We start from the raw sequence: 26,568 nt of genomic DNA, 5'->3' as shown, positions 1-26,568 counted from the left end.
CAAAATTATAACAGACACTTCATTCGATTAGAACCGCTTCGTACGAACAAAGCGACCTAATGATTCAACAAATCGATGACGTGCAGCAATTCCTTGCGCAACTGCTCGACGTCCACCGCGGCTGTCGCCTGCGTAGGGACCTGCTCCGCAGCGGCTGCGCCCTCGCCTTCCTCGCCCGCTGCACCCGGACCACCATGCGCGCCGCCGCCATGCGAATCGAGCCGGTTGCGCGCACCATTGATCGTGAAGCCCTGCTCGTACAGCAACTCGCGAATCCGCCGGATCAACAGCACCTCGTGATGCTGATAGTAGCGACGATTGCCGCGCCGCTTGACCGGCCTCAACTGCGTGAACTCCTGCTCCCAGTAACGCAACACATGCGGTTTCACGCCGCATAGCTCGCTGACCTCACCGATCGTGAAGTAGCGCTTCGCCGGAATCGGAGGCAAGACGACTTTTTCGATCGTCGCTGTCATCGTCAGTTAGCCGTCGTAGTGGGTTGCGCAGGAGTGCGCCAGTCGATCAGCGCGCGAAGCTCGCTTCAGCGCCGTTCTCGACCAGCGCTTTCAGCTTTTGACTTGCATGAAACGTCACAACGCGACGCGCGGCGATTGGAATCGCCTCGCCGGTCTTCGGGTTTCTGCCGGGACGCTGGGGCTTGTCACGCAACTGAAAGTTGCCGAACCCCGACAGCTTCACGCTGTCGCCACTCTCCAGCGCATCGCGGATCACCTCGAAAAACGCTTCGACCATGTCTTTCGCTTCCCGCTTGTTGAGCCCGACATTGTCGAACAGCAACTCGGCAAGCTCCGCCTTGGTAAGCGTCGGCGTTTCAGTAGAAACGACGGCGGGTGATGTCGGAATATCGCGAATCATGGCGCTGCGTTGCGCCGTAAGAAGGGCTTCGAAATCACTCGAGTTCATTTCATTCATATCTATCAAATGGCGCGCCAAGCAAAAAACAAAGGATGCGGAAACAGCCGTGCAATTGTTAAATGCGGGTTATCCGCGCAACCGTGCGCCATATACTCGAGCCAGACGTTCCACCAGAGTTTGAATGGCCAGATCGACCGTTTCATCCTGAAGGGTTCCGCCAGTATCTTGCAAGGTCACACGGAACGCAAGGCTTTTCTCGTGAGCGGCCAGACCACCGGAAGTGTTTGATTTTGGACGGAATTCATCGAAAAGCGCAACCTTCTGGACGCTCTTGCAAGCGGGTTCGGACTGGGCTTTCTGAAGCTCGTCGAGCAGCGCCTGGACCTCGATTTTCTGATCGACGACCACGGCGATATCGCGACGCACCGGCGGGAATTTAGATACTTCCGCCGGAGTGGGCAATACGCGCTGCATTAATGCTTCAGCTTCAATTTCAAACAGAATCGGCGCATGCGGCAAATCGTATTTCTGCATCCAGCGCGGATGCAATTCGCCAATCCAACCCACTGCGCGGCCATTAACTTCGACACGCGCACTGCGTCCCGGATGCAACGCCGGATGTTCCGCTTTCACGAACCGCGCAACCGCCGGCGCGAGCAGCGCCTCCAGATCGCCCTTCATGTCGAAGTAGTCGACCGTGCGCGTCGGTGCGCCCCACTGCTCGTCGAGCGCGGGACCGTAGGCTAGCGCGCCGATCATCTTCGGCTGCGCGAAGCCTTCGACCGTCAGCTCGCCGGCCTTGATCGACGGATCGTGCAGGAACACGCGGCCCGCTTCGAACACACGCACACGGTCCGCCGCGCGGCGATTCAGGTTCGTGCGCAACACGTTGATCAGGCTGCCGAACAGCGTCGTGCGCATCACCGACAACTGGCTCGCAATCGGATTGAGCAGACGAACCGGTTTGTCGTTGCCGGCGAAATCCTGTTCCCACTCGGCGTCGACGAAACTGAAGTTCACCGTTTCCGCGTAATCGCGCGCGGCCAGCGCGTGACGAATCACGTGGATCGAGCGCTGCGTTTCGTTGGTCGCGAGCATTTCGCTCGTTGCGACCGGCGGACGCGCCGGAATCTTTTCGAAGCCGTAGATGCGCGCGACTTCTTCGATCAGGTCTTCTTCGATTTCGATATCGAAGCGGTACGACGGCGGCATCACCGCGAAGGTGTCGCCATCGCGCTCGAACGAGAGGCCGAGGCGCGTGAAGATCTGCGCGATTTCCTCCGCGTCGACCTTCACGCCGATAATGCGGTTCGCGCGCGACACGCGCATCTTCACCGGCTCGCGCTTCGGCACGTTGACGATCTGATCGTCGACCGGACCGGCCTCGCCGCCGCAGATGTCGAGGATCAACTGCGTGATGCGTTCGATGTGATCGACGGTAGTCGCATAGTCGACACCGCGCTCGAAGCGATGGCCCGCATCGGTCGAGAAGTTGTACTTGCGCGAGCGGCCGCGAATGCTGTCGGGCCACCAGAACGCGGCTTCGAGATAGATGTTGGTGGTGTCGAGCGTGACGGCCGTGCTGTCGCCGCCCATGATGCCCGCGAGGCTTTCGATGTGCTGCTCATCGGCGATCACGCCCACGGTTTCATCGAGCTCGACGGTGTTGCCGTTCAGCAGCTTGAGCGTTTCGCCCTTGCGGCCCCAACGCACGTCCATGCCGCCGTGGATCTTGTCGAGGTCGAACACGTGCGACGGACGGCCCAGTTCGAGCATCACATAGTTCGAGATATCGACGAGCGCGGAAATGCTGCGCTGACCCGAACGCTCGAGCCGCTCGACCATCCACTGTGGCGACTTCGCGCGGGCGTTCACGCCGCGAATCACGCGGCCCGAGAAGCGGCCGCACAGATCGGGCGCGGAGATTTTCACGGGCAGCGTTTCGTTGAGCTTAACTTGCGTCGGCTTGATGTCCAGCGGGCGCAACGGCGCACCGGTAATCGCCGATGTCTCGCGCGCCACGCCGAACACCGACAGGCAGTCCGCCTTGTTCGGCGTCAGCTTGATTTCGAAAACGGTGTCGTCAAGGTTCAGCGTTTCGCGGATGTCCTGACCGATCGGCGCCGCTTCCGGCAGGATCAGCAGGCCGCTATGATCTTCCGACAGCTTCAGCTCGCGAGCGGAGCACAGCATGCCCTCACTCTGCACGCCGCGCAGCTTCGACAGCTTGATCGCGAACGGCGCGCCGCCCTCTTCGGCCGGCGGCAGTTGCGCGCCGACCAGCGCGACCGGCACCTTGATGCCCGGCGTCACGTTCGGCGCGCCGCACACGATGTTCAACGTCGCGCCCGTGCCGGCGTCGACCTGACACACGTTGAGCTTGTCCGCGTCCGGGTGCTTGACGACTTCCAGCACCTGGCCGACGACGATCTTCGAGGTCGGCGGCGCGGCCGGCCGCAGGTCTTCGACTTCGAGACCGGCCATCGTCAACGCGTGCGACAGTTCGTCGGTCGTCAGGTGCGGATCGACAAAGGTTCTCAGCCAGGATTCCGGGAATTGCATGGTTCTGTGTACGTTCTGATCAGGTTAGGTCCACGTCCGGCAGTGGCTTCGCGTGACTCGGGATTCGTATTCGGTTCACTCGCAACGCCCCGCCGGGGACGCTGGCGGCACGCACGAGGTGCGATGCCGCGCTCTATGCTTGTCGCGTTCGTACGCGCCGGTTCAGGCGAATTGACGCAGGAAACGCAGGTCGTTTTCGAAGAACAGACGCAGGTCTTGCACGCCGTAACGCAACATCGTCAGGCGTTCGAGCCCGCTGCCGAAAGCGAAGCCGATGTAGCGCTCCGGGTCGAGGCCCATGTTGCGGATCACCGTCGGGTGAACCTGGCCCGAACCCGAAATTTCGAGCCACTTGCCGGCGTTCTTGCCCGTTTCGAACAGCATGTCGATCTCGGCCGACGGTTCGGTGAACGGGAAATACGACGGACGGAAGCGCACCTGAATATCGTCGCGCTCGAAGAATTTCTTCAGGAAGTCGGTGTAGACGCCCTTCAGGTCCGCAAAGCTGATGTTCTCGTCGATCCACAGGCCTTCGACCTGGTTGAACATCGGCGAGTGCGTCGCGTCGCTGTCCACGCGATACGTGCGGCCCGGCACGATGACCTTGATCGGCGGCGTGTTGGTGCGCGCGTAGCGCACCTGCATCGGGCTCGTGTGCGTGCGCAACAGCAGTTGACGGCCGTCGGCATCCTTGCCGTCGACGTAGAAGGTGTCCTGCATCGAACGCGCCGGATGGTTTTCCGGGCTGTTCAACGAGGTGAAGTTGTACCAGTCGGTTTCGATCTCGGGGCCGTCGGCCACGTCGAATCCGATCGTACGGAAAATCTGTTCGACGCGCTCCCATGTGCGCATCACCGGGTGCAGGCTGCCTGCTCCAGTGCCGCGGCCGGGCAGCGTGACGTCGATGGCTTCAGCGGCGAGGCGCTGATTCAGCAACGCGTCGGCCAGCGCCTGACGGCGGGCCGTCAACGCGGCTTCCACTTGTTGCTTGACGAGGTTGATCCGTGCGCCTTCGGTCTTGCGCGTTTCGGGATCGAGTTTGCCAAGGCCCTTCAACAGCTCGGTCAACGCACCCGATTTGCCGAGAAAGCGCGCTTTCTCGTTCTCGAGGGTGGTGACGTCGGAGGCTTCTGCGAAGGCTTTTTGCGCGTCGGCGACAATCTGGTCCAGATCCATTGATCCCATCATTTCAACGTCAGTGTTCAATCGAAGCAAAACTGGTTCTACCAACAAAAACGGGGCTCGGTGAGGAGCCCCGTTTTTGCTGCAGCGTCACCGAGACTACCGGATGTTCGCTGCAACGAACCACGCAGTTTTAATTGCCAGAAGCGCAATCAGGCTGCAACGGCGGCTTTCACCTGCTGAACGATCGCAGCAAAAGCAGCCTTGTCGAACACAGCCATGTCGGCCAGCACCTTGCGGTCGAGTTCGATCGAAGCCTTCTTCAGGCCGTTGATGAACACGCTGTACGTCATGTCGTGCTGACGCACCGCCGCGTTGATACGCGTGATCCACAATGCACGGAACACACGCTTCTTGTTGCGGCGATCGCGGTAGGCGTATTGGCCTGCGCGCATGACCGCCTGCTTGGCGATGCGATAGACGTTATTGCGACGGCCGCGGTAACCCTTGGCCAGCTTGATGATCTTCTTGTGACGGGCCCGTGCGGTAACCCCACGTTTTACTCGAGGCATGTCTTGCTCCTATGAGTTTCGGTTAAGGGTTAAGCGAACGGCAGCATTGCGCGCACGGAGTTCAGATCGGAATCATGAACTGCCGTCGAACCGCGCAAATGGCGTTTGTTCTTGGTGGTCTTCTTGGTAAGAATGTGGCGCTTGAAGGCCTGACCGCGCTTGACGGTACCGCCCGGACGCACCACGAAGCGCTTTGCAGCACTCTTCTTGGTCTTCATCTTCGGCATGACAACTCCATTATTAGATGGATATGGGTGTGCGGTCGGCCAGATGGCCATAACCCGCCCTTCGAAACCCATTCCACTTGGTATGCAGACCGCCGGTACTGCCAGCGGCCGCTTTTCAGGAAGCAGCGCACGCTTGCACGCACGCCATTCCGAAACCTGCTGATACCGCACCGGATACCCGACACAGCATCATTCAAACTTTCACCGCCCAGAGCACGCACCACGTGGCGCGCAGCCGCTCCAGCCGCTTACTTCTTTTTCTTCGGAGCGAGCACCATGATCATCTGGCGCCCTTCCATTTTCGGCATCTGCTCGACCTGACCGACTTCGTCGAGGTCCGTGCGCAGGCGCTCGAGCATGCGCATACCGATTTCCTGGTGAGCCATTTCGCGGCCACGGAAACGTAACGTGATTTTCGTCTTGTCGCCGTCTTCGAGGAAGCGGATGAGGTTGCGCAGCTTGACGTTGTAGTCGCCGTCGTCGGTACCCGGGCGGAATTTGACTTCCTTGACCTGGACGACCTTCTGCTTGAGCTTCGCCTCGTGCTGTTTCTTCGCTTCCGAGTACTTGAACTTGCCGTAGTCCATCAAGCGGCAGACCGGCGGAACCGCTTGCGGCGCGATTTCAACCAGATCCACATCTTGCTGTTCCGACATACGGAACGCATCAGCGAGCTTCACGATGCCGAGCGGTTCGTTCTCGACGCCGACCAGACGCACCTCGGGTGCCGTAATTTCACCGTTGATGCGGTGCGCAGACTTATCAGTAGCGATGTTACGTTTCCTCTAAAAATTAAAAAAACGAGCCGGCCTACCAAGTGGCTCAGTTGAACGACTGCACGTCCTGGCGCAGACGCTCAATGAAGGCATCGAGGGGCATCACGCCAAGATCGACACCACCACGGGCACGCACGGCTACCGTTTGGGCTTCACGCTCTTTGTCGCCGACCACCAGCAGGTACGGCACCTTTTCCAGCGTGTGCTCGCGTATTTTATAGCTAATCTTCTCGTTGCGCAAATCAGCCTCAACTCTAACCCCTTGTTTTTGCAACGATTGGGCTAGAGACCGCGCATATTCGGCCTGACTTTCCGCGATATTCATCACGACAACCTGCATCGGCGCGAGCCACGATGGCATCGCACCCGCATGGTGCTCGATCAGAATGCCGAGGAAACGCTCCATCGATCCGACGATTGCCCGGTGCAGCATGATCGGGCGGCGGCGGCTATTGTCCTCGGCGACATATTCGGCGCCCAGGCGCTCCGGCAGCACCATATCGAGCTGCAACGTGCCGCATTGCCACGAGCGGCCGAGCGCGTCCTTGATGTGGTACTCGACCTTCGGGCCGTAGAACGCGCCCTCCCCCGGCAGCTCTTCCCACGTCACGCCGCAGGCCGTCAGCGCCTCGCGCAGGCCCTGCTCGGCGCGATCCCACGTTTCATCCGTGCCGGCGCGCGCGTCCGGGCGCAGCGACAGCTTGATCTCGACGTTGTCGAAACCGAAGTCCTTGTAGACGCTCATCGCCAGCGTGTTGAACGCGATCGACTCGCTGATGAACTGGTCTTCGGTACAGAAAATATGCGCGTCGTCCTGAACAAAACCACGCACGCGCATCAGGCCATGCAGCGCGCCCGATGACTCATTGCGGTGGCACGAACCGAACTCCGCGTAACGCAACGGCAGATCGCGATACGACCGCAAACCGTGATTGAAGACCTGCACGTGACCCGGGCAGTTCATCGGCTTGATCGCGTAGTCGCGCTTTTCCGATTCGGTCGTGAACATGTTTTCACGATAGTTCTGCCAGTGGCCCGACGCTTCCCACAGCGAGCGGTCCATGATCATCGGCGTCTTGATTTCGAGGTAGCCTGCATCGTTCACGCGACGGCGCATGTACTGCTCGACCTGCTGCCACAGCGTCCAGCCGCGCGGATGCCAGAACACCATGCCCGGCGACTCGTCCTGCATGTGAAACAGGTCGAGTTGCTTGCCGAGCTTGCGGTGATCGCGCTTCTCCGCTTCTTCGAGCATGTGCAGGTACGCTTCCTGGTCTTCCTTTTTGGTCCAGGCCGTACCGTAGATGCGCTGCAGCTGTTCGTTCTTCGAATCGCCGCGCCAGTATGCGCCTGCCACCTTCATCAGCTTGAAGACCTTCAGCTTGCCGGTGGACGGCACGTGCGGGCCGCGGCACAGATCGGTGAAGCCGCCGTGGGAATACAGCTTGATCTCGTCGGTGGACGGAATCGATTCGATGATCTCGGCCTTGTACTTCTCGCCGATGCTCTTGAAGTAGTCCACCGCTTCGTCGCGCGACACCACGCGGCGCGAGACCGGCTCATCTTTCTTCGCGAGTTCCTGCATGCGCTTTTCGATCTTTTCGAGATCTTCCGGCGTGAAGGGACGGTTGTACGCGAAGTCGTAGTAGAAACCGTTGTCGATGACTGGGCCGATCGTGACCTGCGCTTCCGGGTACAGATCCTTCACCGCATACGCGAGCAAGTGCGCTGCCGAGTGACGGATGATATCGAGACCGTCTGCGTCTTTTTCGGTGACGATGGCGAGCGCCACGTCGTGATCGATCAGCGCGGACGTATCGACCAGCTCACCGTCGATCTTGCCGCCAAGCGCGGCCTTCGCGAGGCCGGGGCCGATCGAGGCCGCCACTTCGGCGACGGTCACCGGATGCTCGTACTGTCGAACAGAACCGTCAGGCAGACGTATCGAAACCATTGCGTTCTCCGTGGTGCCGACCGGCGGCGGCACATACAACAAGGTCAAAAAACCAAAAAAAATGCGGCCCCACTTTCGAGGGGCCGCATTCACATTTCCTGCAAACTACATTGGCGAAATTGGTCCTCGACTAGCGTCGCTCCGAAGTGGCTTCGGTCAACGTTCGCGGTGTCATAACCGTATTCGCCTTTTGCGCCAAGGGCGCTTGCTGCAGTTTGCGAAACCCCGGCAAAACCGGAATTTCTCTTTCGTTGGTAGGCTCGATTGGACTCGAACCAACGACCCCCACCATGTCAAGGTGGTGCTCTAACCAGCTGAGCTACGAGCCTGAAGAAACGAGATTATATGGAGCCCCACACCGCTTGGCAAGTACTTTTATGCACCGACTTTAAATTTCCGTTCGTGCTGCCACGCGCGTGCTGTGAATGCAAAGCTGATGCGCGGCATGAGCCCCGCGCGCCCCATCGCGCCCGCGTCAGTTCTTGCGTGACGCACGCACCACGCCCGTCACTTCGCCGAGCAGCGTGCACGCGCGCTGAATCTGCGCGGCACTCGACACCTCGACGGTAAATTGCATGAACGCGGCATTGCGGCGCGTCTGCGTCTTCACGCCGATCACATTCATCTTTTCACGCGCGAACACTTCGGAAATATCGCGCAGCAAACCCTGCCGGTCCGTGGCCTCGATGCTGAGATCGACGGGATAGACCGATTGGCCTCTCCCGCTCATCACATCCGCCGACCACGCGGTCTGCAACACCCGCTCTGGCGCACGGTCGGCCATCCGCTGGAAAGTCGGGCAATCGCTGCGGTGGATCGACATGCCCTTGCCGCGCGTGACAAAACCGCAGATGTCGTCGGGCGGCGCCGGCCGGCAGCAGCGCGCGAGTTGCGTGAGCAACGCGTCGACGCCGACCACCAGCACCCCGGTGGATGCCCCGCGCGCGACACTTGCCCCGCTGCTGCGTTTCTCGAAGTGCTCGGGCGCCTCGACGACGGGCTCCGGTGGCGGCGCATCGTGCAACGCCTGCTCAACGAGCCGCAAACTGAACTCTTCCTTGCCGACCACGGAGAACAGATCGTCGGTGGTCTTGAAGCCGAGCTTGGCCGCCAACTGATCGAGATTGACCGACGTCTTGCCTTCGCGCTGCAAGGTTTTTTCGACCATCGCGCGGCCGCTCGCGATGTGCTCCTGCACCTCTACCGCGTTGAACCATGCGCGCACCTTCTGCCGCGCACGCGGACTATGCAGATAGCCGAGCTGCGGATTGAGCCAGTCGCGCGACGGGCCGCCTTCCTTCACAGCGACGATCTCGACCGTCTGTCCGTTCTGCAACTGCGTGTTGAGCGGCACCATCGCGCCGTCGACGCGCGCGCCGCGGCAGCGATGCCCCAGCTCGCTATGCAGGTGATACGCGAAATCGACCGGCGTCGCGCCGTGCGGCAACGGAATCACACGGGCTTGCGGCGTCAGCACGTAGATGTGGTCGTCGTCGAGCGTGGCCTGGCGTAGTTGCTCCCACGGCTGCGCCGCGCGCTGCTCGCCGTGTTCGCCCTCGGTCACCTCGTCTTTCCACGCGAGCAGTTGCCGCAGCCACGCGATCTTCTCGTCGTACTTCTCATTGGCGGTGAATTGGCCGCCATAACCGCGCGCACCCGCCTCCTTGTAGCGCCAGTGCGCGGCCACGCCGTACTCGGCGAACTGATGCATTTCCTGTGTGCGGATCTGCACTTCGAACGCGCGGCCGTCGTCGCCGATCACCACCGTGTGCAGCGACTTATAGCCATTCGGCTTGGGCCGCGAGATGTAGTCGTCGAACTCTCTCGGCACCGGTTGCCACAGGTTGTGCACGATGCCGAGCACGGTGTAGCAATCCTTGATGTCCGGCACGATCACGCGAAACGCGCGCACGTCGTACAGCTCGGCAAAGTCCAGCTCCTTGCCGCGCATCTTGCGCCAGATGCTGTAGATGTGCTTCGGTCGGCCGCTGACCTCCGCGCGGATATGCGCCGCGGCCAGCTCCTGTTGCAGGCGTTCGATGGCCTGCGCGACATAGCTCTCGCGCTCGATGCGCTTCTCGTCAAGCAGCTTCGCGATGCGCTTGTAGGTGACCGGTTCCTCGAAGCGGAACGCGAGATCCTCGAGTTCCCACTTCAATTGCCAGATGCCGAGACGGTTGGCGAGCGGCGCGTAGATATCGAGCGTTTCGCGAGCCACGTCAGGTGATGGCGTGATCTTCGCCGCCGCGTAATACCTCAGCGATTGCAGCCGCGACGCCAGCCGGATCAGCACCACGCGAATGTCTTGCGCGAACGCGAGCAGCATCTTGCGCAGCGCCTCGACCTGCGCGCGGCGCGCGGCCTGCGCATCGCGCCCGGCTTCGGGTATCGCGTTCTGCGCGGCGCGCAAGCTGACCGTGCCGAGACGCAGCAGCTTGCGCACGTCGCCGACCAGTTGCGCGACTTCCTCGCCGAAGTTGTCGGCGATCACGCGCTCCGGGTCGCGCAGATGCGGTGTCAACGCAAACAGCGCCGCCGCCAGCACCGCCGGCGGATCGACGTTGAGCTTGCGCATGATCGACGCCGTACCCGCGGCATGATCCGCCAGCAACTCGCCCGACGACAGCCGCACCTCGCCCGCATGCTCGCGCACGAACGCCATCGCTTCGTCGAAGGAAGGAATGGGGTGAGGCGTGCTCGTAACGATTTCGGTATTCATGGTGCGACGGCCCGCCGGGCCAGACGAATCAACAGGATTTCAACAACGGTGAACGGGCGTTGCCTAGCTGAGCTGAGCCGCGACCACGACGATTTCGACGAGGCACTTCGGGTTGGCGAGCTTGGCCTCGACGGTGGCGCGCGGCGGCGTGTTGCCTTGCGCGACCCACTCGTCCCATACCGCGTTCATGCCGGCGAAATGCACCATGTCCGAAATGTAGATCTGCACCGACAGCAGTTGCGACTTGTCGCTGTTCACTTCGGCCAGCAGACGGTCGATGTGGCCGAGCACTTCGCGCGTCTGCCCCGTGATGTCCTGATCCGCGTCTTCGGCGATCTGGCCTGCGAGGTACACGGTGCCGTTGTGCACGGCGGTTTCCGAGAGGCGCTTGCCGACGTGATGACGAATGACTGCCATGAAGAATCCTGAAATGGGTTGAAAGTTGATCAGAATGCGCTCCGCATGACGCCCATCAAAGACGCCACGCGGAACCCGCTATTATGACGCGTCGTCGGCGGGGCCGATAAAGAACTGTCTCGCGATCCCGATCTGATCGGCCGCGAGGAACGCCGGTGCATGCCCGACGCCGGCGATCTCCGCGCTCGATACCGCGCGTCCACTCGCCACCATCTTCGCGACGGTTTCACGCGACAGCAGATCGGATTGCTCGCCGCGCACCACCAGCACCGGCCCCGGGAAAGACGCGAGCGAATGCCACAGCGCGGCCTCGCCAAGTTTCGCGGCTTCTTCGGTGGTCGCGGCAAACGGCTGCGCGATACGCGGGTCATAACGGAACAGCCACGCGCCGTCCTTTTCGTGCAGCAGCGGCGTGTTGATTTCCCGCCATTCGTCCGGCGTGAGCGGACCGAAGGTTTGCGCGAGCAATGCAGCGTAGTCGATGCCCTGCTGCAGCGTTTCGAAACGCGCGGGCTTGCCGAGGTAGTCGCCGATACGTTGCACGGCGCCCGGCTCCAGATGCGGGCCGACATCGTTCAACAGTAGCTTGCGGATCGGCGTGTCCGGCAAGCCGGCGAGCCCGAGTCCGATCAGGCCGCCCATCGACGTGCCGAACCAGTCGACCGTTTCGACATTCAGCCGCGCGATCAGCGTGACCATGTCGGCGACGTATTGCGGGATGCCATACAGGTTGGGGTTCGCGAGCCACGATGACAAGCCCCGCCCGACCACATCCGGACAGACCACGCGGTAGGTGCCCGCGAATTCAGCCGCGACGCGGTCGAAGTCGCGCCCCGAGCGCGTCAGGCCATGCACGCACAGCAGCACACGCGGATTGTCCGGGTCGCCCCATTCGGTGTAGGCGACGCGGTGCAAGCCAGCGGCGCTTGCGCACTGCACGTAACGTTGGCGCGGAGCGGGTTGCCCGGCGGTGGAAGCGGAGGTCGATGCGGTCATCGGGGTTCCTTGCGAAAGCGCTGCAAATCGGGCGCGGGCTCGAGCACAGCGGGGCAGAGACAGGCGTTCAATCTTCAAACGATTGTAAACCGCTTTGCCGCGCGGCAAGGATCGGCCGGATGGTATAGGACAGCCTAAGAACACGCGCGGCACAAAACAGAGCGGGCGAGACTCGCGTCTCGCCCGCTCAAGAAACTGCGTGATGGTTGCCGTCGCCGCACTACACCGCTCTGCACGCCGGCGGCCGGTCGACGACCCTCATCAGCGTCAGCTCACCGCGCTCACGTCGAGCGGCGCACCGGTCTTCGCCTTGATTTCGTCGATGCTCACGCCCGGCGCCAGTTCGGTCACCTTCAGACCGTCTTCCGTTACGTCGATCACGCCGAGGTCCGTGATGATCTGATCGACCACGCCCACACCGGTCAGCGGCAGCGTGCATTCTTCGAGAATCTTGTGCTGGTCGCCCTTCGCGACGTGCTCCATCAGCACCACCACGCGCTTGACGCCCGCGACCAGATCCATCGCGCCGCCCATGCCCTTGATCATCTTGCCCGGGATCATCCAGTTGGCCAGGTCGCCTTTCTTGCTGATCTGCATCGCGCCGAGAATCGCGAGGTTGATGTGGCCGCCGCGAATCATCGCGAACGAGTCCGCCGACGAGAAAATCGACGAGCCCGGCAGCGTGGTCACCGTCTGCTTGCCCGCGTTGATCAGGTCGGCGTCCACTTCCTCTTCGGTCGGTGACGGGCCGATGCCGAGCAGGCCGTTCTCCGACTGCAGCCACACTTCGACGCCCGCCGGTACATGGTTCGCCACCAGCGTCGGCAGACCGATGCCGAGGTTCACGTAGAAACCGTCCTGCAATTCCTTCGCCGCGCGCGCGGCCATTTCGTCACGAGTCCATGCCATGATCAAGCTCCTTTCGCGCGGACGACGCGTTGTTCGATGCGTTTTTCCGGATGCGCATTCAGCACGATGCGCTGCACGAAGATGCCGGGCGTGTGGATCGCGTCCGGATCGAGTTCACCCACCTCGACGATCTCCTCCACTTCCGCGACAGTGATCTTGCCGGCCATCGCGCACATCGGGTTGAAGTTGCGCGCGGTGCGGCGATAGATCAGGTTGCCCGATTTGTCGGCCTTCCATGCCTTGACGAGTGCGACGTCGGCTGTCAGCGAATGTTCGAGCACATAGTGGTTCTCGCCGAACTGGCGGGTTTCCTTGCCCTCGGCGATCAGCGTGCCGTAGCCGGTGTTGGTGAAGAATGCCGGAATGCCCGAGCCGCCCGCGCGCAGCTTCTCGGCGAGCGTGCCTTGCGGCGTGAATTCCAGTTCGAGTTCGCCGGCCAGATACTGGCGTTCGAACTCCTTGTTCTCGCCGACGTACGACGAAATCATCTTCTTGACCTGGCGCGTTTCGAGCAGCAGACCGAGGCCGAACCCGTCGACGCCCGCGTTGTTGCTGATGCAGGTGATGCCCTGCACGTTCGAATCGCGCAGCGCGCCGATCAGCGCCTCCGGAATGCCGCACAGCCCGAAGCCGCCGACGGCGAACGTCTGCCCGTCCTTGACGATGTCTTTCAGCGCCTCGGCGGCGCCTGGATAGACCTTGTTCATCAGTATGTCCCTTCCTTTATGGAAACCCGAAACCGGATCATTGCGGTCGACACGACGTTCTGCGGGCGAAGCCCGACACGTCATTCCAGTCATCCCGGCAGGCGGTGCGCCCAGCCCGGCCTGTGCCGCGCTGGGCAAGAAAGCCCGCCGCGGACGATTGCGCCGCGTTGTCATGTGCCCGAAAGAGTACGCTGCGCACGCCATACGGCACAATACGCAAAACTACATAAGTACTAGCCGCCAACCCATGCCCGCCCTGGATTACCGAACCGCGTTTCACCTTGCCCCGATCGGACTCGTGCTGTCGCGCGAACGGATTATCGAAGACTGCAATGACGAACTCGCGTCGATTTTCGGCTGCTCACGCGAGTCGCTGCTCGGCCAGTCGTTTCAGGTGCTGTATCCGTCGGCGGAGGAATTCGAGCGGATCGGCGCGCGCATTCCGCCGATCATGACCGCCCAGGGCAGCTACGCGGACGACCGTATCATGAAGCGCGCCAACGGCGAACTGTTCTGGTGTCACGTGACGGGCCGCGCGCAGCAGCGTGCCGACCCTCACGCGGCGGGCGTCTGGACCTTCGAGGATCTGAGCGCGACGCGGCGCGTCGCGGTGGAGCTGACGCCGCGCGAGCGCGAAATCGCCGCGCAGCTGGTGACGGGCAAGACCAGCAAGCAGATCGGCCGCGTGCTGGAGATCAGTCCGCGCACGGTCGACGTCTACCGCGCGCGGCTGATGCGCAAATACGATACGGGGAATGCGACCGAGCTCTTGCAGCGCTTGCTCGGGAATTGAAGGGTGTGAGCCGCAACGCCCGTCAAGCGGCCTTGACCAGCGCGGCGCGCTCGATGGTCGCGCGCAGCAGATCGGGTACCGGCACCGACTTGCCTGCCGCGTAGTCGATCCACACACAACGCGCGGCGCCGCGCGCGTACACGGTGTGCGGGTCGTCGGCGCGCACCAGCTCGAAGCCGGTGTCGAAACTGCTGCGCCCCGGCGTGGCGACCGACATCCGGCCGATCACGTCGCCGGGATAATGCAGTTGCTTGAGAAACTCCATCGACGCATTGACGATCACCGGTCCCTGCCCATCCGCGTTGCCGCCGATGAACCCCAGTTGCTCGAACCAGGAAATCCGCACCTGCTCCATGTAGCGGAAATAGACCGTGTTGTTCACATGGCCGAACGCGTCCATGTCGCCCCAGCGGATCGGCATCGACATCTCGAAAACTGCGTGAAAATCGCTCATCGTACTTCCGTTCTTCCTGCTTCTTTACAGTAGTGAAACCCGCGAGGGGCCGCGAAGCCGGCGCGCGCGCCGGTCTGTCAACGCCCCGCACGATAACGCGGGCTCCTCTGCAACAGAAGAGCCCGCGCGCGTAAAACACTTTCTTCGCCGTTGCGCCAATCGACGGGCTCAGGAAAGGCCGAAGCCGTCGTCGGCGGCAATCACCGAGCCGTTGATGAACTGCGATTCGTCGGCCGCGAGCAACAGCAGCAGCCCGTCCAGATCGTCCGGCTTGCCCACGCGATGACGCGGCAGCATCGACATCAGCTTCTGCCCCTGCTCGGTCGACCAGTGGTGATGGTTGATCTCGGTGTCGATATAGCCCGGGCAGATCGCGTTCACGTTGATGCCGTGCTTGCCCCACTCCAGCGCCATCGCCTTCGTCATATGGACGACGGCGGCCTTGCTCATCGAGTACAAGCCAATCTGCGGCAGCACGCGCAGGCCCGCCATCGACGCGATGTTAATGATCCGGTACGACGGCTTCTGCGCATTATTGCCGCGCATGATCATGCGCTTGGCGACTTCCTGCGCGACGAAGAACGCGCCGCGCGTATTCGTGTCGAACACATATTCGAAGTCGGCGGGCGTGACCTCGGTGAGTTTCTGCGTGGTCGACACGCCCGAGTTGTTCACGAGAATATCGATCGTGCCGGCCTCGGTCTCCGCATGCGCCACCGCCGACTTGATGCTTTGATAATCGGTCACGTCGAGCGACACGACATGCGCGGCGCCGCCGGACGCTTCGATCTCGGCGCGCAGTTCCTTCAGACGCTCGGTACGACGGCTTGCCAGCACGACCTTGGCGCCCGCCTGCGACAACACCTGAGCAAAGCGCTTTCCCAACCCGCTCGAAGCGCCGGTAATCAGCGCGACCTTGCCTTCCAGATTGATCGAACGGCCCATTGACGTTCCTTGTTCGGTTGTAATGCCAGATGCGGTTGACAGGGTGCGGTAGGACCGACGCTGCCGGCGCGCAACGGGCCCAATACCGTATCACATGAATAGAACGATCGTGCTAATCTATGCGGCTCCGGTTGCAGTGCGGGGATCGATCGCCCACAATACGAACCCGAAAAAAGCATTCTAACGGTAAGAGGAGCATCAATGACCCCCGCAAGTCTCATTGAGCAGTACGGCCCGCGCGAGTCGATGGAATATGACGTCGTGATCGTCGGCGGCGGCCCGGCTGGACTGTCCGCGGCGATCCGCCTGAAACAGCTGGCGGCCGCCAAGGGCGTCGAGCTTGGCGTGTGCGTACTGGAGAAGGGCTCGGAGATCGGGGCGCATATCCTGTCGGGCGCGGTGATGGACCCGCGCGCGATTACCGAGCTGATTCCGGACTGGAAAGAAAAAGGCGCACCGCTCACGGTGGATGTGACCGAAGACCGGTTCCTGTTCCTCACGGAAACGGGCTCGAAGAGCGTGCCGACCTGGGCGCTGCCGGACAACTTCAAGAACCACGGCAACTACGTGATCAGCCTCGCGAACGTCACGCGCTGGCTGGGCCAGCAGGCCGAAGCGCTGGGCGTCGAAATCTTCCCGGGCTTTCCTGCTGCCGAAGTGCTGTACAACGACGACGGTTCCGTGAAAGGGGTCGCGACCGGCAACCTGGGCATCGGCAAGGATGGCGAGCCGACCGAAAACTTCCAGCTCGGCATGGAGCTGCACGCGAAGTACACGCTGTTCTGCGAAGGCGCGCGCGGGCATCTGGGCCGTCAGCTGAACGACCGGTTCAAGCTGCGCGAAGGCGTCGATCCGCAGGTCTACGGCATCGGCATCAAGGAACTGTGGGAGATCGATCCGGCGAAACACAAGCCGGGGCTGGTAATGCACACGGCCGGCTGGCCGCTGCAGAACGATACGTACGGCGGCTCGTTCCTCTATCACATGGACAACAACCAGGTGGTGGTGGGCTTCGTGGTCGGCCTCGGCTACTCGAATCCGTATCTGTCGCCGTTCGAAGAATTCCAGCGCTACAAGACGCATCCGGCGATCCGCGCAATTCTGGAAGGCGGCAAGCGCGTGTCGTATGGCGCGCGCGCCATTACGGCCGGTGGCCTGATGTCGCTGCCGAAGCTGGTGTTCCCGGGTGGCGCACTGGTCGGCGACGACGCGGGCTTCCTGAACGCGTCGCGCATCAAGGGCTCGCATGCGGCGATCAAGACTGGCATGCTGGCCGCTGAAGCGGCATTTGAAGCCGTCCAGGCCGGCCGCACCAGCGATGAACTCACCGCCTATCCGGAGAGCTTCAAGACGTCGTGGCTGCACACCGAGCTTTACCGCGCACGCAACTTCAAGCAGTGGATGAGCAAGGGCCTGTACCTCGGCACGCTGATGGTCGGCATCGAGCAGAAGCTGCTGGGCGGCAACGTGCCGTGGACGCTGCATCATCAGCATTCCGATCACGAGATGCTCAAGCCCGCTTCGCAGTGCACGCCGATCACGTATCCAAAGCCGGACGGCAAGCTCACCTTCGATCGGCTGTCCTCGGTGTTCATCTCGAACACGAATCACGAAGAGAACCAGCCGGCTCACCTGACGCTGAAAGACCCGTCGGTGCCGGTGAACGTGAACTGGCAGACCTATGCCGGTCCGGAGTCGCGCTACTGTCCGGCGGCGGTGTATGAGTTCGTCAAGAACGACGACGGCAGCGAGCGGCTCGTGATCAATGCGCAGAACTGCGTGCACTGCAAGACCTGCGATATCAAGGACCCCACGCAGAACATCGTGTGGGTCACGCCTGAAGGCGGCGGCGGTCCGAACTATCCGAATATGTAATTGCCGCTTTGTTTGCCTTCGCGCGGCGCCCGCATCCTCGCTGGCGCCGCGCAAAAGGCGGAAATTTCACCGACGCTCGCGCGTCATCGCCTCAATCCGTTCCCGCACTTTCGCCACCACCGGCGCCCAATCGCCGACGCGCGGCTGGCGCACCAGCTCGATCGACTCGTACCAGGCCGTCCGCGGCGATTCATCGCCCCAGAACCACGCCGACACGCGATCGATCATCAAACACGTCGGCACGCCGAGCGCGCCCGCCAGATGTGCGGGCCCGCTGTCGATCGTCACGACCAGATCCAGATTCGCGAGCAACGCGGCGACATCGTCGAAGCCGGACTGAAAATGACCGGTCAAGTCGACCACGTCGAGACCTTGGGCGCGCCACTGCGCGATCGTCTCGCCGCGCCCCGGCGACAACGCGAAATAGCTCACGTTCGGCACATTCAATAACGGCTCGAGTTGCGCGACCGGCACCGAGCGACGCATGTCGCGTATGTGTTCCGGATTGCCGTTCCATACCAGGCCAACTTTGAGACTGCGCTGCGTGTGCGCGGTGGGCACGGCGACCGCTGTGGACGCGGCGTGTGCCCCATGCATATCGATCCGCTCGCGCCACGTCCGCACGTGCGCCGGATCGGCGCTCAGATACGGCGCGCCCCACCCGTTTGGATCGACGATGCCGAGCCGCAGCGGCAAGCTCATCAGCCCGCAATGAAAATCGGGCCGCGTATCGAGGCTCGTTTCGAGCGGCAAATCGGCCGGCAATGTCCGCTCGAACAGGTGCCGCAACGGCCCGTCGTGACCGAAGATCACCCGGCCGCCTTCGCGCCGTGCCCGCTCGGCCAGCAGCGGCAGAAAGCGCACCGCCCACAGGCAATCGCCATTGCCCTGCTCGCCGTAGACCACCAGCGTTTTGCCGGCCAGCGATTCGCCCCGCCAATGCGCGCTGATTGCCGCGAGCGCTTGCTGCGCGTTGTTCAGATCGTCGGCGAAGGCGGTGCGCGACTCGTAGTTCGCCCAACCGTCGGCGAAACGGCCCGAGCGGATTTCGAGCTCCGACAGATCGAACAGCGCATGCGCGTTGTTCGGCGACAGTGCCAGCACCTGCCGCAGCAGCGCCTCGGCCTCGGCAAAACGCGCCTGCTCCTTGAGGCACAGCGCGAGCTTGTGAAGCGCCACCGGATTGCCCGGCACGACGTGCACCGCTTCGCGCAGCAGTTGCTCGGCGGTAGCGAAGTCGTCGCGTTGCTGGACCGCGGCCGCGCGCCAGATCAGCGCGTTCGCGTCCTCGGCATTCTGCGCGAGCAGCAGACCGGTCGCCGAGTCGAGCAGCGCCCAGTCGCGCACGACGAACGCCGTCTGCGCAATGGTGTGCAGCAACGCAGGTTCGCTCGAAGGATCGAGCTGATAAGCGCGCACAAAGGCGGCGAGCGCCTCGCGCTGGCGGGCTTTGTCGCGGCCCGCGTGCCGCAGCAGCAGATGGCCGTAAGCGAAGCAGTCGCCGGCGGAGGCCTCCGACGCGGCGGCACGCGCACGCAAAGTGACGAGCTGGCTATCCGCCAGCCCGGCGTTCAAATCGACCATGGGGATGCCAGCCGGTGCGCAACGATTCCGGAAACGTTCGACAAGCGCCGCTTACGGCGCGCTCGCCGCGATCTTCGGCGTGCTGACAGACACGTCGCCGCATTGCGCGCGGTGGCGCAGCGCGTGGTCGATCAGCACCAGCGCGAGCATCGACTCCGCGATCGGCGTGGCGCGAATGCCGACGCATGGGTCATGCCGTCCGAACGTTTCGACGACTGCCGGTTGCCCCGCCTTGTCGATCGAGCGGCGCGGCGTGCGAATGCTCGACGTCGGCTTGATCGCAATCGACACCGTGATGTCCTGCCCGGTCGAAATGCCGCCGAGCACACCGCCCGCGTGATTGCCGACGAAACCTTCAGGCGTCAACTCGTCGCCGTGCACCGAGCCACGTTGCGCGACGCTCGCGAAACCCGCGCCGATCTCGACGCCCTTCACCGCGTTGATGCCCATCATCGCGTGCGCGATGTCGGCGTCGAGACGGTCGAACAGCGGCTCGCCGAGCCCGACGGGAACACCCGACGCCACGACATTGATGCGCGCGCCGATCGAGTCGCCGTCTTTACGCAGCGCGTCCATGTACGCTTCCAGTTGCGGCACGATCTCCGCGTTCGGCACAAAGAACGGGTTCTCGCGCACCTGCGCCCAGTCGACGAACGGCACGTCGATCTCGCCAAGCGCGGCCATGTAGCCGCGAATCTCGGTGCCGAACTTCTCGCGCAGCCACTTCTTCGCGACCGCGCCCGCCGCCACCGTGGGCGCCGTCAGACGCGCCGACGAACGGCCGCCGCCGCGATAGTCTCGAATGCCGTACTTCTGCCAGTAGGTGTAGTCGGCGTGGCCGGGGCGGAACGTGTCGGCGATGTTGCCGTAGTCCTTGCTGCGCTGGTCCGTGTTGCGGATCAGCAGCGCGATCGGCGCGCCGGTGGTCTGGCCTTCGAACACGCCCGACAGGATCTCGACCTTGTCTTCCTCCTGGCGCTGCGTGACGTGGCGCGACGTGCCGGGCTTGCGGCGGTCGAGTTCGAACTGGATGTCGGCTTCGTTGAGCGCCATGCCCGGAGGGCAGCCGTCGATCACGCAGCCGATTGCGGGGCCATGCGATTCGCCGAAGGTCGTGACAGTGAAAAGCGTACCGAGCGTGTTGCCGGACATGGGCGTCGTCCAAAGAAATGCGGGGAAAGCGCTATTATGCCAGCCCCATCGCGCGTGGAACGGCTTGCGCGCCATCGCTGGCCGATCGGCCAGGGCCAACCAGGGCGCGGGATCGCATTGGTTCGCGCGGGCTGTCGGGAGAGACGCCGCTTCGCGTGAGAATTATCTGTTCGGTTGCTGGATGCACCGTCAATTCAATGGGATATTTTCCGCAGCCATTCCGGCCGGCGCATCAACCGCAACCCCCCACCCCTTACTTCCGCGCGCCGCGCAGCTCCGTGACGATCTGCTGCAACTTCTCCGGCGTCGCCTCCGCCGGTGCGATCGGCTCGCCTACCGCCAGACTCAGCCGGCTCATCACGCCCTTCTGGATCGGCCGCGGCCAGCGCGCATCGTCAGCGCGAGAAAACACGCTGCCCCACAGGCCACGCAGCGCCATCGGAATGACCGGCGCCGGCGTGCGTTTGATGATCTCCGTCACGCCGTGCCGAAACGGATTCATCTCGCCGGTTCGCGTGAGCTTGCCTTCCGGGAAGATGCACACGAGTTCGCCCTCCGCGAGTGCCTGCGCGCAACGCTCATAGGCACGCGCGAGCAACGCCGCGTCTTGATGCGCCGGCGCGATCGGAATCGCCTTCGCGTGGCGAAATACCCAGCCCGCGAACGGTGACCTGAAGATCTGATGATCCATCACGAAGCGGATCGGCCGTGGGCTCTCGGCCATGATGACGATTGCATCCACGAAACTCACGTGGTTGCACACGAGCACGGCCGCGCCCTCTTCCGGAATCCGCTCGGCATGCACGAGGCGAATCCGGTAGAACGTGTGCACCAGCACCCACGCGATGAAGCGCAGCAGGAACTCCGGCACCAGCGAATAGATGTAGGTCGCGACGACGATGTTCAGCAGCGCGGTGACGAGGAACAGCGCCGGAATGCTGAAGCCGGCCGCGGTGAGGGCCATCGCCATCAACGCCGACACGACCATGAACAGCGAATTCAGAATGTTGTTCGCGGCGATGATGCGCGCGCGGTGGCTCGGCTGACTGCGGCTCTGGATCAGCGCATAGAGCGGCACGCTGTAGAAGCCGCCGAACATCGCGAGCAGGAACAGATCGGCGAGCGCGCGCCAATGGGCAAGCCGTCCGAGAAACTCGCCGACGCTCAGCAGGTGTCCGGCGGGCGGCAGTGCGTGGCTCGCGAAAAACAGATCGATCGCGAACACGCTCATGCCGATCGAGCCGAGCGGCACGAGCCCGATTTCGACGCGCCGCTTCGAGAGCTTTTCGCACAACAGCGAGCCGATGCCGATGCCGATCGAGAACGTGCCGAGCAGCACGGTCACGACATCCGGGTTGGCGGACAGCACGTTCTTCGCGAAGCTGAAGAACGACGACAGAAACGTCGCGCCGACGAACCACAGCCACGAAATGCCCAGCAGGCTCAGGAACACTGTGCGGTTTTCGCGCGCGAGCTTCAGGTTGCGCCACGTCTCGCTGACCGGATTCCAGTTGATGCGCAGTTCGGGTTCCGGCGCGGCCGTGGCCGGCACGAAGCCCGATACGACGCGCCCCACCAGCGCGATCGCGATGCACGCGCCGGCCAGCACCAGCGCGCCGTGTTCGGCGAGACCCGCGCCCGCGCCGCCGATGATCGTGCCGATCAGGATCGCGACGAAGGTGCCCATCTCGACCATGCCGTTGCCGCCGACCAATTCCGTCTTCGACAGATGCTGCGGCAAATACGAGTACTTGACGGGGCCGAACACGGTCGAATGGACGCCCATCAGAAACGTGCACAGATACAGCAGCGGCGCGCTATGCAGCCAGAACCCCGCGCCGCCGATCAGCATCACGACGATCTCGAAACTCTTGACGAAGCGCGTGAGCATGGCCTTGTCGTACTTGTCGGCGATCTGTCCGGAGGTGGCCGAGAACAGCATGAACGGCAGGATGAAAATGGCCGAGATCAGGAACGCGGCGGTAGCCGGATCGACGCCGGAAAAACGCGCCGCCTGATACGTGACGAGCGACGTGAAGCCGATCTTGAACACGTTGTCGTTCATCGCGCCGAGGAACTGCGTCCAGAAAAACGGCGCGAAACGGCACTGGCTGAGGAGCTTGAATTGGGATTCGTGCGCATCGTGCGCGCGAGCAGCGCGCCGGGCGGCGGGTAACGGACGATCGCTCATGAAGTTCGGAGAACGGCCCAGAAGAGCAACAACGGAAAAGGCGCCGCGAACGGCGCCGGGCGCGAGCGGTTCGTCAGGCGACCCATCGCGCGGACGCGCGACTCGAACCCGCGCACAAGTCCACGCTTTTGAAGAAACACGCGCCACGCGGACGGGCACAAAAAAAGCGCCCGCTTTCGCGTGCGCCTTCTCTGCTTTTTCACGCTCATGGCAGCGCCCCGAGCGCGAAGCTCAGTCACCGAGCATTAACGCGCGGGCTGTTGTTCCTGCTGTTCTTCCGGCCAGTCGCGGATATAGGCCTTGAGCATGCGATTTTCAAAACCCTGCTCTTCGACCACGGCCTTCGCCACGTCGTAGAACGAAATGACGCCCATCAACGTGCGGCTTTCCAGCACCGGCAGATAACGCACGTGATGTTCGAGCATCATGCGGCGCACTTCGTTGACGTCCGTTTCAGGCGTGCAGGTGAGCGGATGGTCGTCCATGACCTTGCGGATCGTCGAGGTGCCGACGCTGCCGCCGTTCTTGCTCAGCGTCAAAATGATTTCGCGAAACGTCAACATGCCGACGAGATCGCCGTATTCCATCACGACCAGCGAGCCGATGTCGTGCTCGGCCATCGCATTGACTGCTTCGTGTAGCGTGGTATCCGGTGTGACCGTAAAAAGGGTGTTGCCTTTGACTTTAAGAATGTCGCTGACTCGCATGATCTGTCTCCGTGATACCCGCTAGCTGGCAATGCATGAATGGTTTTTCGATCCTAGCGGAAAGGCTCATAAAAGGAAAGCGGCCCGCCCAGCAAGGCTCAGCGGGCGTCCACCATCTCGAATTTGCATCGCCGCGCATTGGCGCATCGGGAAAACCGCGCTTGATGCGCAGCGTGCCGGTGATAGGATGGCCGCCACTTTCTTCTTTCGCGAGGCCGCTCGTGGCCCCGCCGCCCACGATGTCCGCCAACCGTTTCGATACGCTTGCGCTGCATGCCGGCGCTGCTCCCGATCCCGCCACCGGCGCGCGCGCCACGCCGATCTACCAGACTACTTCGTTTTCGTTCCGCGACTCGGACCACGCCGCGGCGCTCTTCAACATGGAGCGCGCCGGCCACGTCTACTCACGCATCTCGAATCCGACCGTGGCCGTGTTCGAGGAACGCGTGGCCGCGCTCGAAAATGGCGCGGGCGCGATCGGCACGGCGAGCGGCCAGGCCGCCCTGCATCTGGCGATCGTCACGCTGATGGGCGCGGGCTCGCACATCGTCGCCTCCAGTGCGCTGTACGGCGGCTCGCACAACCTGCTGCACTACACGTTGCGCCGCTTCGGCATCGAAACGACCTTCGTCAAACCTGGCGATCTCGACGCGTGGCGCGCCGCGCTGCGCCCGAATACGCGGTTGCTGTTCGGCGAGACGCTCGGCAACCCCGGACTCGACGTGCTCGATATCGCCGCCGTCGCGCAGATCGCGCACGAGCACCGCGTGCCGTTGCTGGTCGACTCGACCTTCACGACGCCGTACCTGCTCAAACCGTTCGAGCATGGCGCGGACTTCGTGTATCACTCGGCCACCAAGTTCCTTGGCGGTCACGGCACGACGATCGGCGGCGTGCTGGTGGACGGCGGCACGTTCGACTTCGACGCGTCGGGGCGCTTTCCCGAATTCACCGAGCCTTATGAGGGCTTTCACGGCATGGTGTTCAGCGAGGAAAGCACGGTCGCGCCGTTCCTGTTGCGCGCGCGCCGCGAAGGTCTGCGCGACTTCGGCGCGTGCCTGCATCCGCAAGCCGCATGGCAACTGCTGCAAGGCATCGAGACCTTGCCTTTGCGCATGGAGCGGCACGTCGCCAATACGCGCCGCGTGGTCGAGTTCCTGGCCGCTCACGATGCGGTCGAATCGGTCGCCTATCCCGAACTGCCGACCCATCCCGACCACGCGCTCGCGCAGCGTCTGCTGCCGCGTGGCGCGGGTGCGGTGTTCAGCTTCAACCTGCGCGGCGATCGCGCCGCCGGCCGTGGTTTCATCGAGGCGCTGTCGCTGTTCTCGCACCTCGCGAACGTCGGTGACGCGCGCTCGCTGGTGATCCATCCTGCCTCGACCACCCATTTCCGCATGGATGCCGCCGCGCTCGCCGCTGCCGGCATCGCCGAAGGCACGATTCGCCTGTCGATCGGCCTCGAAGATCCCGACGACCTGATCGACGACCTCAAGCGCGCGTTGAAGGCCGCGCAAAGAGCGGGCGCCGCCGCGGTGGCGCGAGGTGGCGCGGCGAGTGCGTCCGCTGCAAACACCGCAAACAACGTGGGCGCCCCGGCTGCAAAAACCGGCTCGCCCGCCCCATCCGACACCGCCTCGAAATCCCGCCCGGAGTCCGCATGATCGTCACCGTTCAAGGACGCCCCGCGTACGCTTACACCGGCGGCAAACCGTTCGACGCGAACCTGCCGACTGCGGTGTTCATCCACGGCGCCGAGCACGACCACAGCGTGTGGGCGCTGCAAAGCAGATACTTCGCGCACCACGGCTTCGGCGTGCTGGCGGTGGACCTGCCCGGCCACTGTCGCAGCAGCGGCCCCGCGCTCGCCAGCGTGCCGGCGCTGGCCGACTGGCTCGCCGCATTGCTCGACGCGGCCGGCGTGCAACGCGCGTTCGTCGCGGGCCACAGCATGGGCTCGCTGATCGCGCTCGACTTCGCCGGGCGCTATCCGCAGCGCGCGACGCATCTCGCGCTGCTCGCCACCGCGATGCCGATGGCCGTCTCCGACGCACTACTCGACGCCGCGCTGCATCGCGAGCCCGAAGCGATCGGCATGGTCAATCAATGGTCGCATTCGACGCTGGCGGCCAAGCCTTCGTGCCCGGGCCCGGGCTTCTGGCTGCACGGCATGAACCAACGGCTGATGGAGCGGGTCTCGGCGAGTGGCGAAGCCCACCTCTTCCACACCGACTTCAGCGCGTGCAACGACTACGCGGACGGTCTCGCCCGCGCCGCCCAGGTGCGTTGCGCGACGCGTCTGATCGTCGGCCGGCGCGATGCGATGACCCCGCCGCGTGCGGCCAAGGCGCTCGCCGATGCGCTAACGCAAGCGGGCGTGCCGGTCGACACCGTCACGCTCGACGCAGGCCACGCGTTGATGACCGAGCAACCCGATGCCACGCTCGACGCGCTGTTCAGCTTCGCGTCCAGGCCACCCCGCGACGCCCGCTAGCCGTCGTCAGTCAGCGCGCGAATCCGTACGATAGGCGTTCCGAAACAGCGGCGCCATCGTCCGAATGGCCAGGTTGCGCACCGGACCCGATAGCCGCACAATGGATCGAGCCTGTCCTGTTTCGGCGCGTGCAAGACTTGCCGGCACGAGACGAAACAATGGGAGCGACGGGTAAGAGGTCGAACAGCGTTTCAATCCGGAGGCCATCATGGCTCACACCGCGCACACCGATCACTTCGCGAGTTTCGCGGAGTTTTATCCGTACTATCTGAGCGAGCATCGCAACCTCGTCTCGCGGCGGCTGCATTTCGTGGGGTCGCTCGGCGTGATCGGCTGTCTCGCAATGGCGCTCGCGACCGGCGACTGGCTATGGCTGCCGGCAGCCGCGATTTGCGGCTACGGCTTCGCGTGGGTCGGGCACTTCTTCTTCGAAAAGAACCGGCCGGCCACCTTCCGCCATCCGCTCTATAGCCTGATGGGGGATTGGGTGATGTTCAAGGATATTTGTGTCGGCAGGATTTCGTTGTAGTTGTTCT

At 63.2% G+C, this 26,568-nt stretch carries 24 protein-coding genes and 1 tRNA gene; 5 read left to right on the top strand and 20 right to left on the bottom strand.

Features of this window, described 5'->3' with window-relative positions:
• Positions 1 to 56 precede the first annotated feature (56 nt).
• The 14 genes from BGI01S_RS03805 to BGI01S_RS03740 all read right to left on the bottom strand — a co-directional run bounded on the left by BGI01S_RS03805 (position 57) and on the right by BGI01S_RS03740 (position 13,837).
• Positions 57 to 476 (bottom strand): MerR family transcriptional regulator, encoded by a 420-nt coding sequence (locus BGI01S_RS03805; protein WP_042322374.1) that lies wholly within the window; start codon positions 474 to 476, stop codon positions 57 to 59.
• A 46-nt stretch (positions 477 to 522) separates the two neighbouring features.
• Complete coding sequence (locus BGI01S_RS03800; RefSeq protein WP_075301562.1) at positions 523 to 933, bottom strand: integration host factor subunit alpha; 411 nt, start codon at positions 931 to 933, stop codon at positions 523 to 525.
• A 69-nt stretch (positions 934 to 1,002) separates the two neighbouring features.
• Entirely contained in the window at positions 1,003 to 3,438 is a 2,436-nt protein-coding gene (pheT, locus tag BGI01S_RS03795) for a phenylalanine--tRNA ligase subunit beta (RefSeq protein ID WP_042322370.1), read from the bottom strand.
• 162 nt (positions 3,439 to 3,600) lie between these two features.
• Positions 3,601 to 4,614, bottom strand: a complete 1,014-nt coding sequence (gene pheS, locus BGI01S_RS03790; protein WP_042322369.1) for a phenylalanine--tRNA ligase subunit alpha — start codon at positions 4,612 to 4,614, stop codon at positions 3,601 to 3,603.
• Positions 4,615 to 4,772: 158 nt separating this feature from the next.
• A complete protein-coding gene (gene rplT / locus BGI01S_RS03785) occupies positions 4,773 to 5,132 on the bottom strand; it encodes a 50S ribosomal protein L20 (protein ID WP_006052502.1) in 360 nt (119 codons plus the stop codon).
• Between the two features lie 29 nt (positions 5,133 to 5,161).
• Positions 5,162 to 5,359, bottom strand: coding sequence for a 50S ribosomal protein L35 (gene rpmI / locus BGI01S_RS03780; protein ID WP_006052501.1), 198 nt, complete (start codon positions 5,357 to 5,359; stop codon positions 5,162 to 5,164).
• A 248-nt stretch (positions 5,360 to 5,607) separates the two neighbouring features.
• Positions 5,608 to 6,132, bottom strand: coding sequence for a translation initiation factor IF-3 (gene infC, locus BGI01S_RS03775; RefSeq protein ID WP_084585254.1), 525 nt, complete (start codon positions 6,130 to 6,132; stop codon positions 5,608 to 5,610).
• Between the two features lie 49 nt (positions 6,133 to 6,181).
• On the bottom strand, positions 6,182 to 8,089 hold the full coding sequence (gene thrS / locus BGI01S_RS03770) for a threonine--tRNA ligase (protein WP_042322366.1): 1,908 nt from the start codon (positions 8,087 to 8,089) through the stop codon (positions 6,182 to 6,184).
• Positions 8,090 to 8,341: 252 nt separating this feature from the next.
• A tRNA-Val gene (locus BGI01S_RS03765) sits at positions 8,342 to 8,418 on the bottom strand.
• A gap of 146 nt (positions 8,419 to 8,564) precedes the next feature.
• Positions 8,565 to 10,808, bottom strand: coding sequence for a RelA/SpoT family protein (locus BGI01S_RS03760; RefSeq protein WP_042322364.1), 2,244 nt, complete (start codon positions 10,806 to 10,808; stop codon positions 8,565 to 8,567).
• 63 nt (positions 10,809 to 10,871) lie between these two features.
• The gene (locus BGI01S_RS03755) at positions 10,872 to 11,225 is read right to left on the bottom strand and encodes a RidA family protein (protein ID WP_042322361.1); all 354 of its coding nucleotides are present in this window, start codon (positions 11,223 to 11,225) and stop codon (positions 10,872 to 10,874) included.
• An 81-nt stretch (positions 11,226 to 11,306) separates the two neighbouring features.
• The gene (locus tag BGI01S_RS03750; protein WP_042322358.1) at positions 11,307 to 12,221 is read right to left on the bottom strand and encodes an alpha/beta fold hydrolase; all 915 of its coding nucleotides are present in this window, start codon (positions 12,219 to 12,221) and stop codon (positions 11,307 to 11,309) included.
• Between the two features lie 267 nt (positions 12,222 to 12,488).
• Positions 12,489 to 13,130 (bottom strand): CoA transferase subunit B, encoded by a 642-nt coding sequence (locus BGI01S_RS03745; protein WP_042322356.1) that lies wholly within the window; start codon positions 13,128 to 13,130, stop codon positions 12,489 to 12,491.
• Between the two features lie 2 nt (positions 13,131 to 13,132).
• On the bottom strand, positions 13,133 to 13,837 hold the full coding sequence (locus BGI01S_RS03740; RefSeq protein WP_042322353.1) for a CoA transferase subunit A: 705 nt from the start codon (positions 13,835 to 13,837) through the stop codon (positions 13,133 to 13,135).
• Positions 13,838 to 14,084: 247 nt separating this feature from the next.
• Between BGI01S_RS03740 and BGI01S_RS03735 the strand changes: the two genes are divergently transcribed.
• Positions 14,085 to 14,630, top strand: a complete 546-nt coding sequence (locus tag BGI01S_RS03735; RefSeq protein WP_042322350.1) for a LuxR C-terminal-related transcriptional regulator — start codon at positions 14,085 to 14,087, stop codon at positions 14,628 to 14,630.
• Positions 14,631 to 14,652: 22 nt separating this feature from the next.
• On the opposite strand, the gene BGI01S_RS03730 is transcribed toward BGI01S_RS03735, so the two are convergent.
• Both BGI01S_RS03730 and BGI01S_RS03725 read right to left on the bottom strand, forming a co-directional pair.
• Positions 14,653 to 15,084 (bottom strand): acyl-CoA thioesterase, encoded by a 432-nt coding sequence (locus tag BGI01S_RS03730; protein WP_042322347.1) that lies wholly within the window; start codon positions 15,082 to 15,084, stop codon positions 14,653 to 14,655.
• Between the two features lie 168 nt (positions 15,085 to 15,252).
• Positions 15,253 to 16,029 carry an SDR family oxidoreductase gene (locus tag BGI01S_RS03725; protein ID WP_042322345.1) on the bottom strand — a complete coding sequence of 259 codons (777 nt, stop codon included), beginning with the start codon at positions 16,027 to 16,029 and terminating at the stop codon, positions 15,253 to 15,255.
• A gap of 201 nt (positions 16,030 to 16,230) precedes the next feature.
• Between BGI01S_RS03725 and BGI01S_RS03720 the strand changes: the two genes are divergently transcribed.
• Positions 16,231 to 17,904, top strand: coding sequence for an electron transfer flavoprotein-ubiquinone oxidoreductase (locus BGI01S_RS03720; protein WP_042322342.1), 1,674 nt, complete (start codon positions 16,231 to 16,233; stop codon positions 17,902 to 17,904).
• A gap of 66 nt (positions 17,905 to 17,970) precedes the next feature.
• Here the strand turns inward: BGI01S_RS03720 and BGI01S_RS03715 are convergent, their stop codons facing one another.
• The 4 genes from BGI01S_RS03715 to BGI01S_RS03700 form a co-directional block, all read right to left on the bottom strand.
• Positions 17,971 to 19,488, bottom strand: a complete 1,518-nt coding sequence (locus BGI01S_RS03715; RefSeq protein WP_042322339.1) for a tetratricopeptide repeat protein — start codon at positions 19,486 to 19,488, stop codon at positions 17,971 to 17,973.
• Between the two features lie 51 nt (positions 19,489 to 19,539).
• Entirely contained in the window at positions 19,540 to 20,640 is a 1,101-nt protein-coding gene (aroC, locus tag BGI01S_RS03710; protein ID WP_042322337.1) for a chorismate synthase, read from the bottom strand.
• A 253-nt stretch (positions 20,641 to 20,893) separates the two neighbouring features.
• Positions 20,894 to 22,831 (bottom strand): MFS transporter, encoded by a 1,938-nt coding sequence (locus BGI01S_RS03705; RefSeq protein ID WP_042322333.1) that lies wholly within the window; start codon positions 22,829 to 22,831, stop codon positions 20,894 to 20,896.
• A gap of 245 nt (positions 22,832 to 23,076) precedes the next feature.
• Positions 23,077 to 23,538, bottom strand: a complete 462-nt coding sequence (locus BGI01S_RS03700) for a CBS domain-containing protein (RefSeq protein ID WP_042322331.1) — start codon at positions 23,536 to 23,538, stop codon at positions 23,077 to 23,079.
• A gap of 239 nt (positions 23,539 to 23,777) precedes the next feature.
• Between BGI01S_RS03700 and BGI01S_RS03695 the strand changes: the two genes are divergently transcribed.
• The 3 genes from BGI01S_RS03695 (at position 23,778) to BGI01S_RS03685 (ending at position 26,561) form a co-directional block, all read left to right on the top strand.
• Positions 23,778 to 25,202, top strand: a complete 1,425-nt coding sequence (locus tag BGI01S_RS03695; RefSeq protein ID WP_042322329.1) for an O-acetylhomoserine aminocarboxypropyltransferase — start codon at positions 23,778 to 23,780, stop codon at positions 25,200 to 25,202.
• Entirely contained in the window at positions 25,199 to 26,032 is an 834-nt protein-coding gene (locus tag BGI01S_RS03690) for an alpha/beta fold hydrolase (RefSeq protein WP_042322327.1), read from the top strand. The genes BGI01S_RS03695 and BGI01S_RS03690 overlap by 4 nt, the downstream gene beginning before the upstream one ends.
• Before the next feature lie 208 nt (positions 26,033 to 26,240).
• Positions 26,241 to 26,561 carry an Mpo1-like protein gene (locus BGI01S_RS03685; RefSeq protein ID WP_042322324.1) on the top strand — a complete coding sequence of 107 codons (321 nt, stop codon included), beginning with the start codon at positions 26,241 to 26,243 and terminating at the stop codon, positions 26,559 to 26,561.
• Positions 26,562 to 26,568 lie beyond the last annotated feature (7 nt).

Source organism: Paraburkholderia ginsengisoli NBRC 100965 (genome assembly GCF_000739735.1).
Lineage (GTDB): Bacteria > Pseudomonadota > Gammaproteobacteria > Burkholderiales > Burkholderiaceae > Paraburkholderia > Paraburkholderia ginsengisoli.
Note: the sequence above shows the minus strand (reverse complement) of the source record. Positions and strands in the feature narration are given on the sequence as shown.

Coding starts and splice junctions, on each gene's coding strand:
- BGI01S_RS03805 (WP_042322374.1), bottom strand. CDS start 476: ATGACAGCGACGATCGAAAAAGTCGTCTTGCCTCCGATTCCGGCGAAG.
- BGI01S_RS03800 (WP_075301562.1), bottom strand. CDS start 933: ATGAATGAAATGAACTCGAGTGATTTCGAAGCCCTTCTTACGGCGCAA.
- pheT (WP_042322370.1), bottom strand. CDS start 3,438: ATGCAATTCCCGGAATCCTGGCTGAGAACCTTTGTCGATCCGCACCTG.
- pheS (WP_042322369.1), bottom strand. CDS start 4,614: ATGGATCTGGACCAGATTGTCGCCGACGCGCAAAAAGCCTTCGCAGAA.
- rplT (WP_006052502.1), bottom strand. CDS start 5,132: ATGCCTCGAGTAAAACGTGGGGTTACCGCACGGGCCCGTCACAAGAAG.
- rpmI (WP_006052501.1), bottom strand. CDS start 5,359: ATGCCGAAGATGAAGACCAAGAAGAGTGCTGCAAAGCGCTTCGTGGTG.
- thrS (WP_042322366.1), bottom strand. CDS start 8,089: ATGGTTTCGATACGTCTGCCTGACGGTTCTGTTCGACAGTACGAGCAT.
- BGI01S_RS03760 (WP_042322364.1), bottom strand. CDS start 10,808: ATGAATACCGAAATCGTTACGAGCACGCCTCACCCCATTCCTTCCTTC.
- BGI01S_RS03755 (WP_042322361.1), bottom strand. CDS start 11,225: ATGGCAGTCATTCGTCATCACGTCGGCAAGCGCCTCTCGGAAACCGCC.
- BGI01S_RS03750 (WP_042322358.1), bottom strand. CDS start 12,221: ATGACCGCATCGACCTCCGCTTCCACCGCCGGGCAACCCGCTCCGCGC.
- BGI01S_RS03745 (WP_042322356.1), bottom strand. CDS start 13,130: ATGGCATGGACTCGTGACGAAATGGCCGCGCGCGCGGCGAAGGAATTG.
- BGI01S_RS03740 (WP_042322353.1), bottom strand. CDS start 13,837: ATGAACAAGGTCTATCCAGGCGCCGCCGAGGCGCTGAAAGACATCGTC.
- BGI01S_RS03735 (WP_042322350.1), top strand. CDS start 14,085: ATGCCCGCCCTGGATTACCGAACCGCGTTTCACCTTGCCCCGATCGGA.
- BGI01S_RS03730 (WP_042322347.1), bottom strand. CDS start 15,084: ATGAGCGATTTTCACGCAGTTTTCGAGATGTCGATGCCGATCCGCTGG.
- BGI01S_RS03725 (WP_042322345.1), bottom strand. CDS start 16,029: ATGGGCCGTTCGATCAATCTGGAAGGCAAGGTCGCGCTGATTACCGGC.
- BGI01S_RS03720 (WP_042322342.1), top strand. CDS start 16,231: ATGACCCCCGCAAGTCTCATTGAGCAGTACGGCCCGCGCGAGTCGATG.
- BGI01S_RS03715 (WP_042322339.1), bottom strand. CDS start 19,488: ATGGTCGATTTGAACGCCGGGCTGGCGGATAGCCAGCTCGTCACTTTG.
- aroC (WP_042322337.1), bottom strand. CDS start 20,640: ATGTCCGGCAACACGCTCGGTACGCTTTTCACTGTCACGACCTTCGGC.
- BGI01S_RS03705 (WP_042322333.1), bottom strand. CDS start 22,831: ATGAGCGATCGTCCGTTACCCGCCGCCCGGCGCGCTGCTCGCGCGCAC.
- BGI01S_RS03700 (WP_042322331.1), bottom strand. CDS start 23,538: ATGCGAGTCAGCGACATTCTTAAAGTCAAAGGCAACACCCTTTTTACG.
- BGI01S_RS03695 (WP_042322329.1), top strand. CDS start 23,778: ATGTCCGCCAACCGTTTCGATACGCTTGCGCTGCATGCCGGCGCTGCT.
- BGI01S_RS03690 (WP_042322327.1), top strand. CDS start 25,199: ATGATCGTCACCGTTCAAGGACGCCCCGCGTACGCTTACACCGGCGGC.
- BGI01S_RS03685 (WP_042322324.1), top strand. CDS start 26,241: ATGGCTCACACCGCGCACACCGATCACTTCGCGAGTTTCGCGGAGTTT.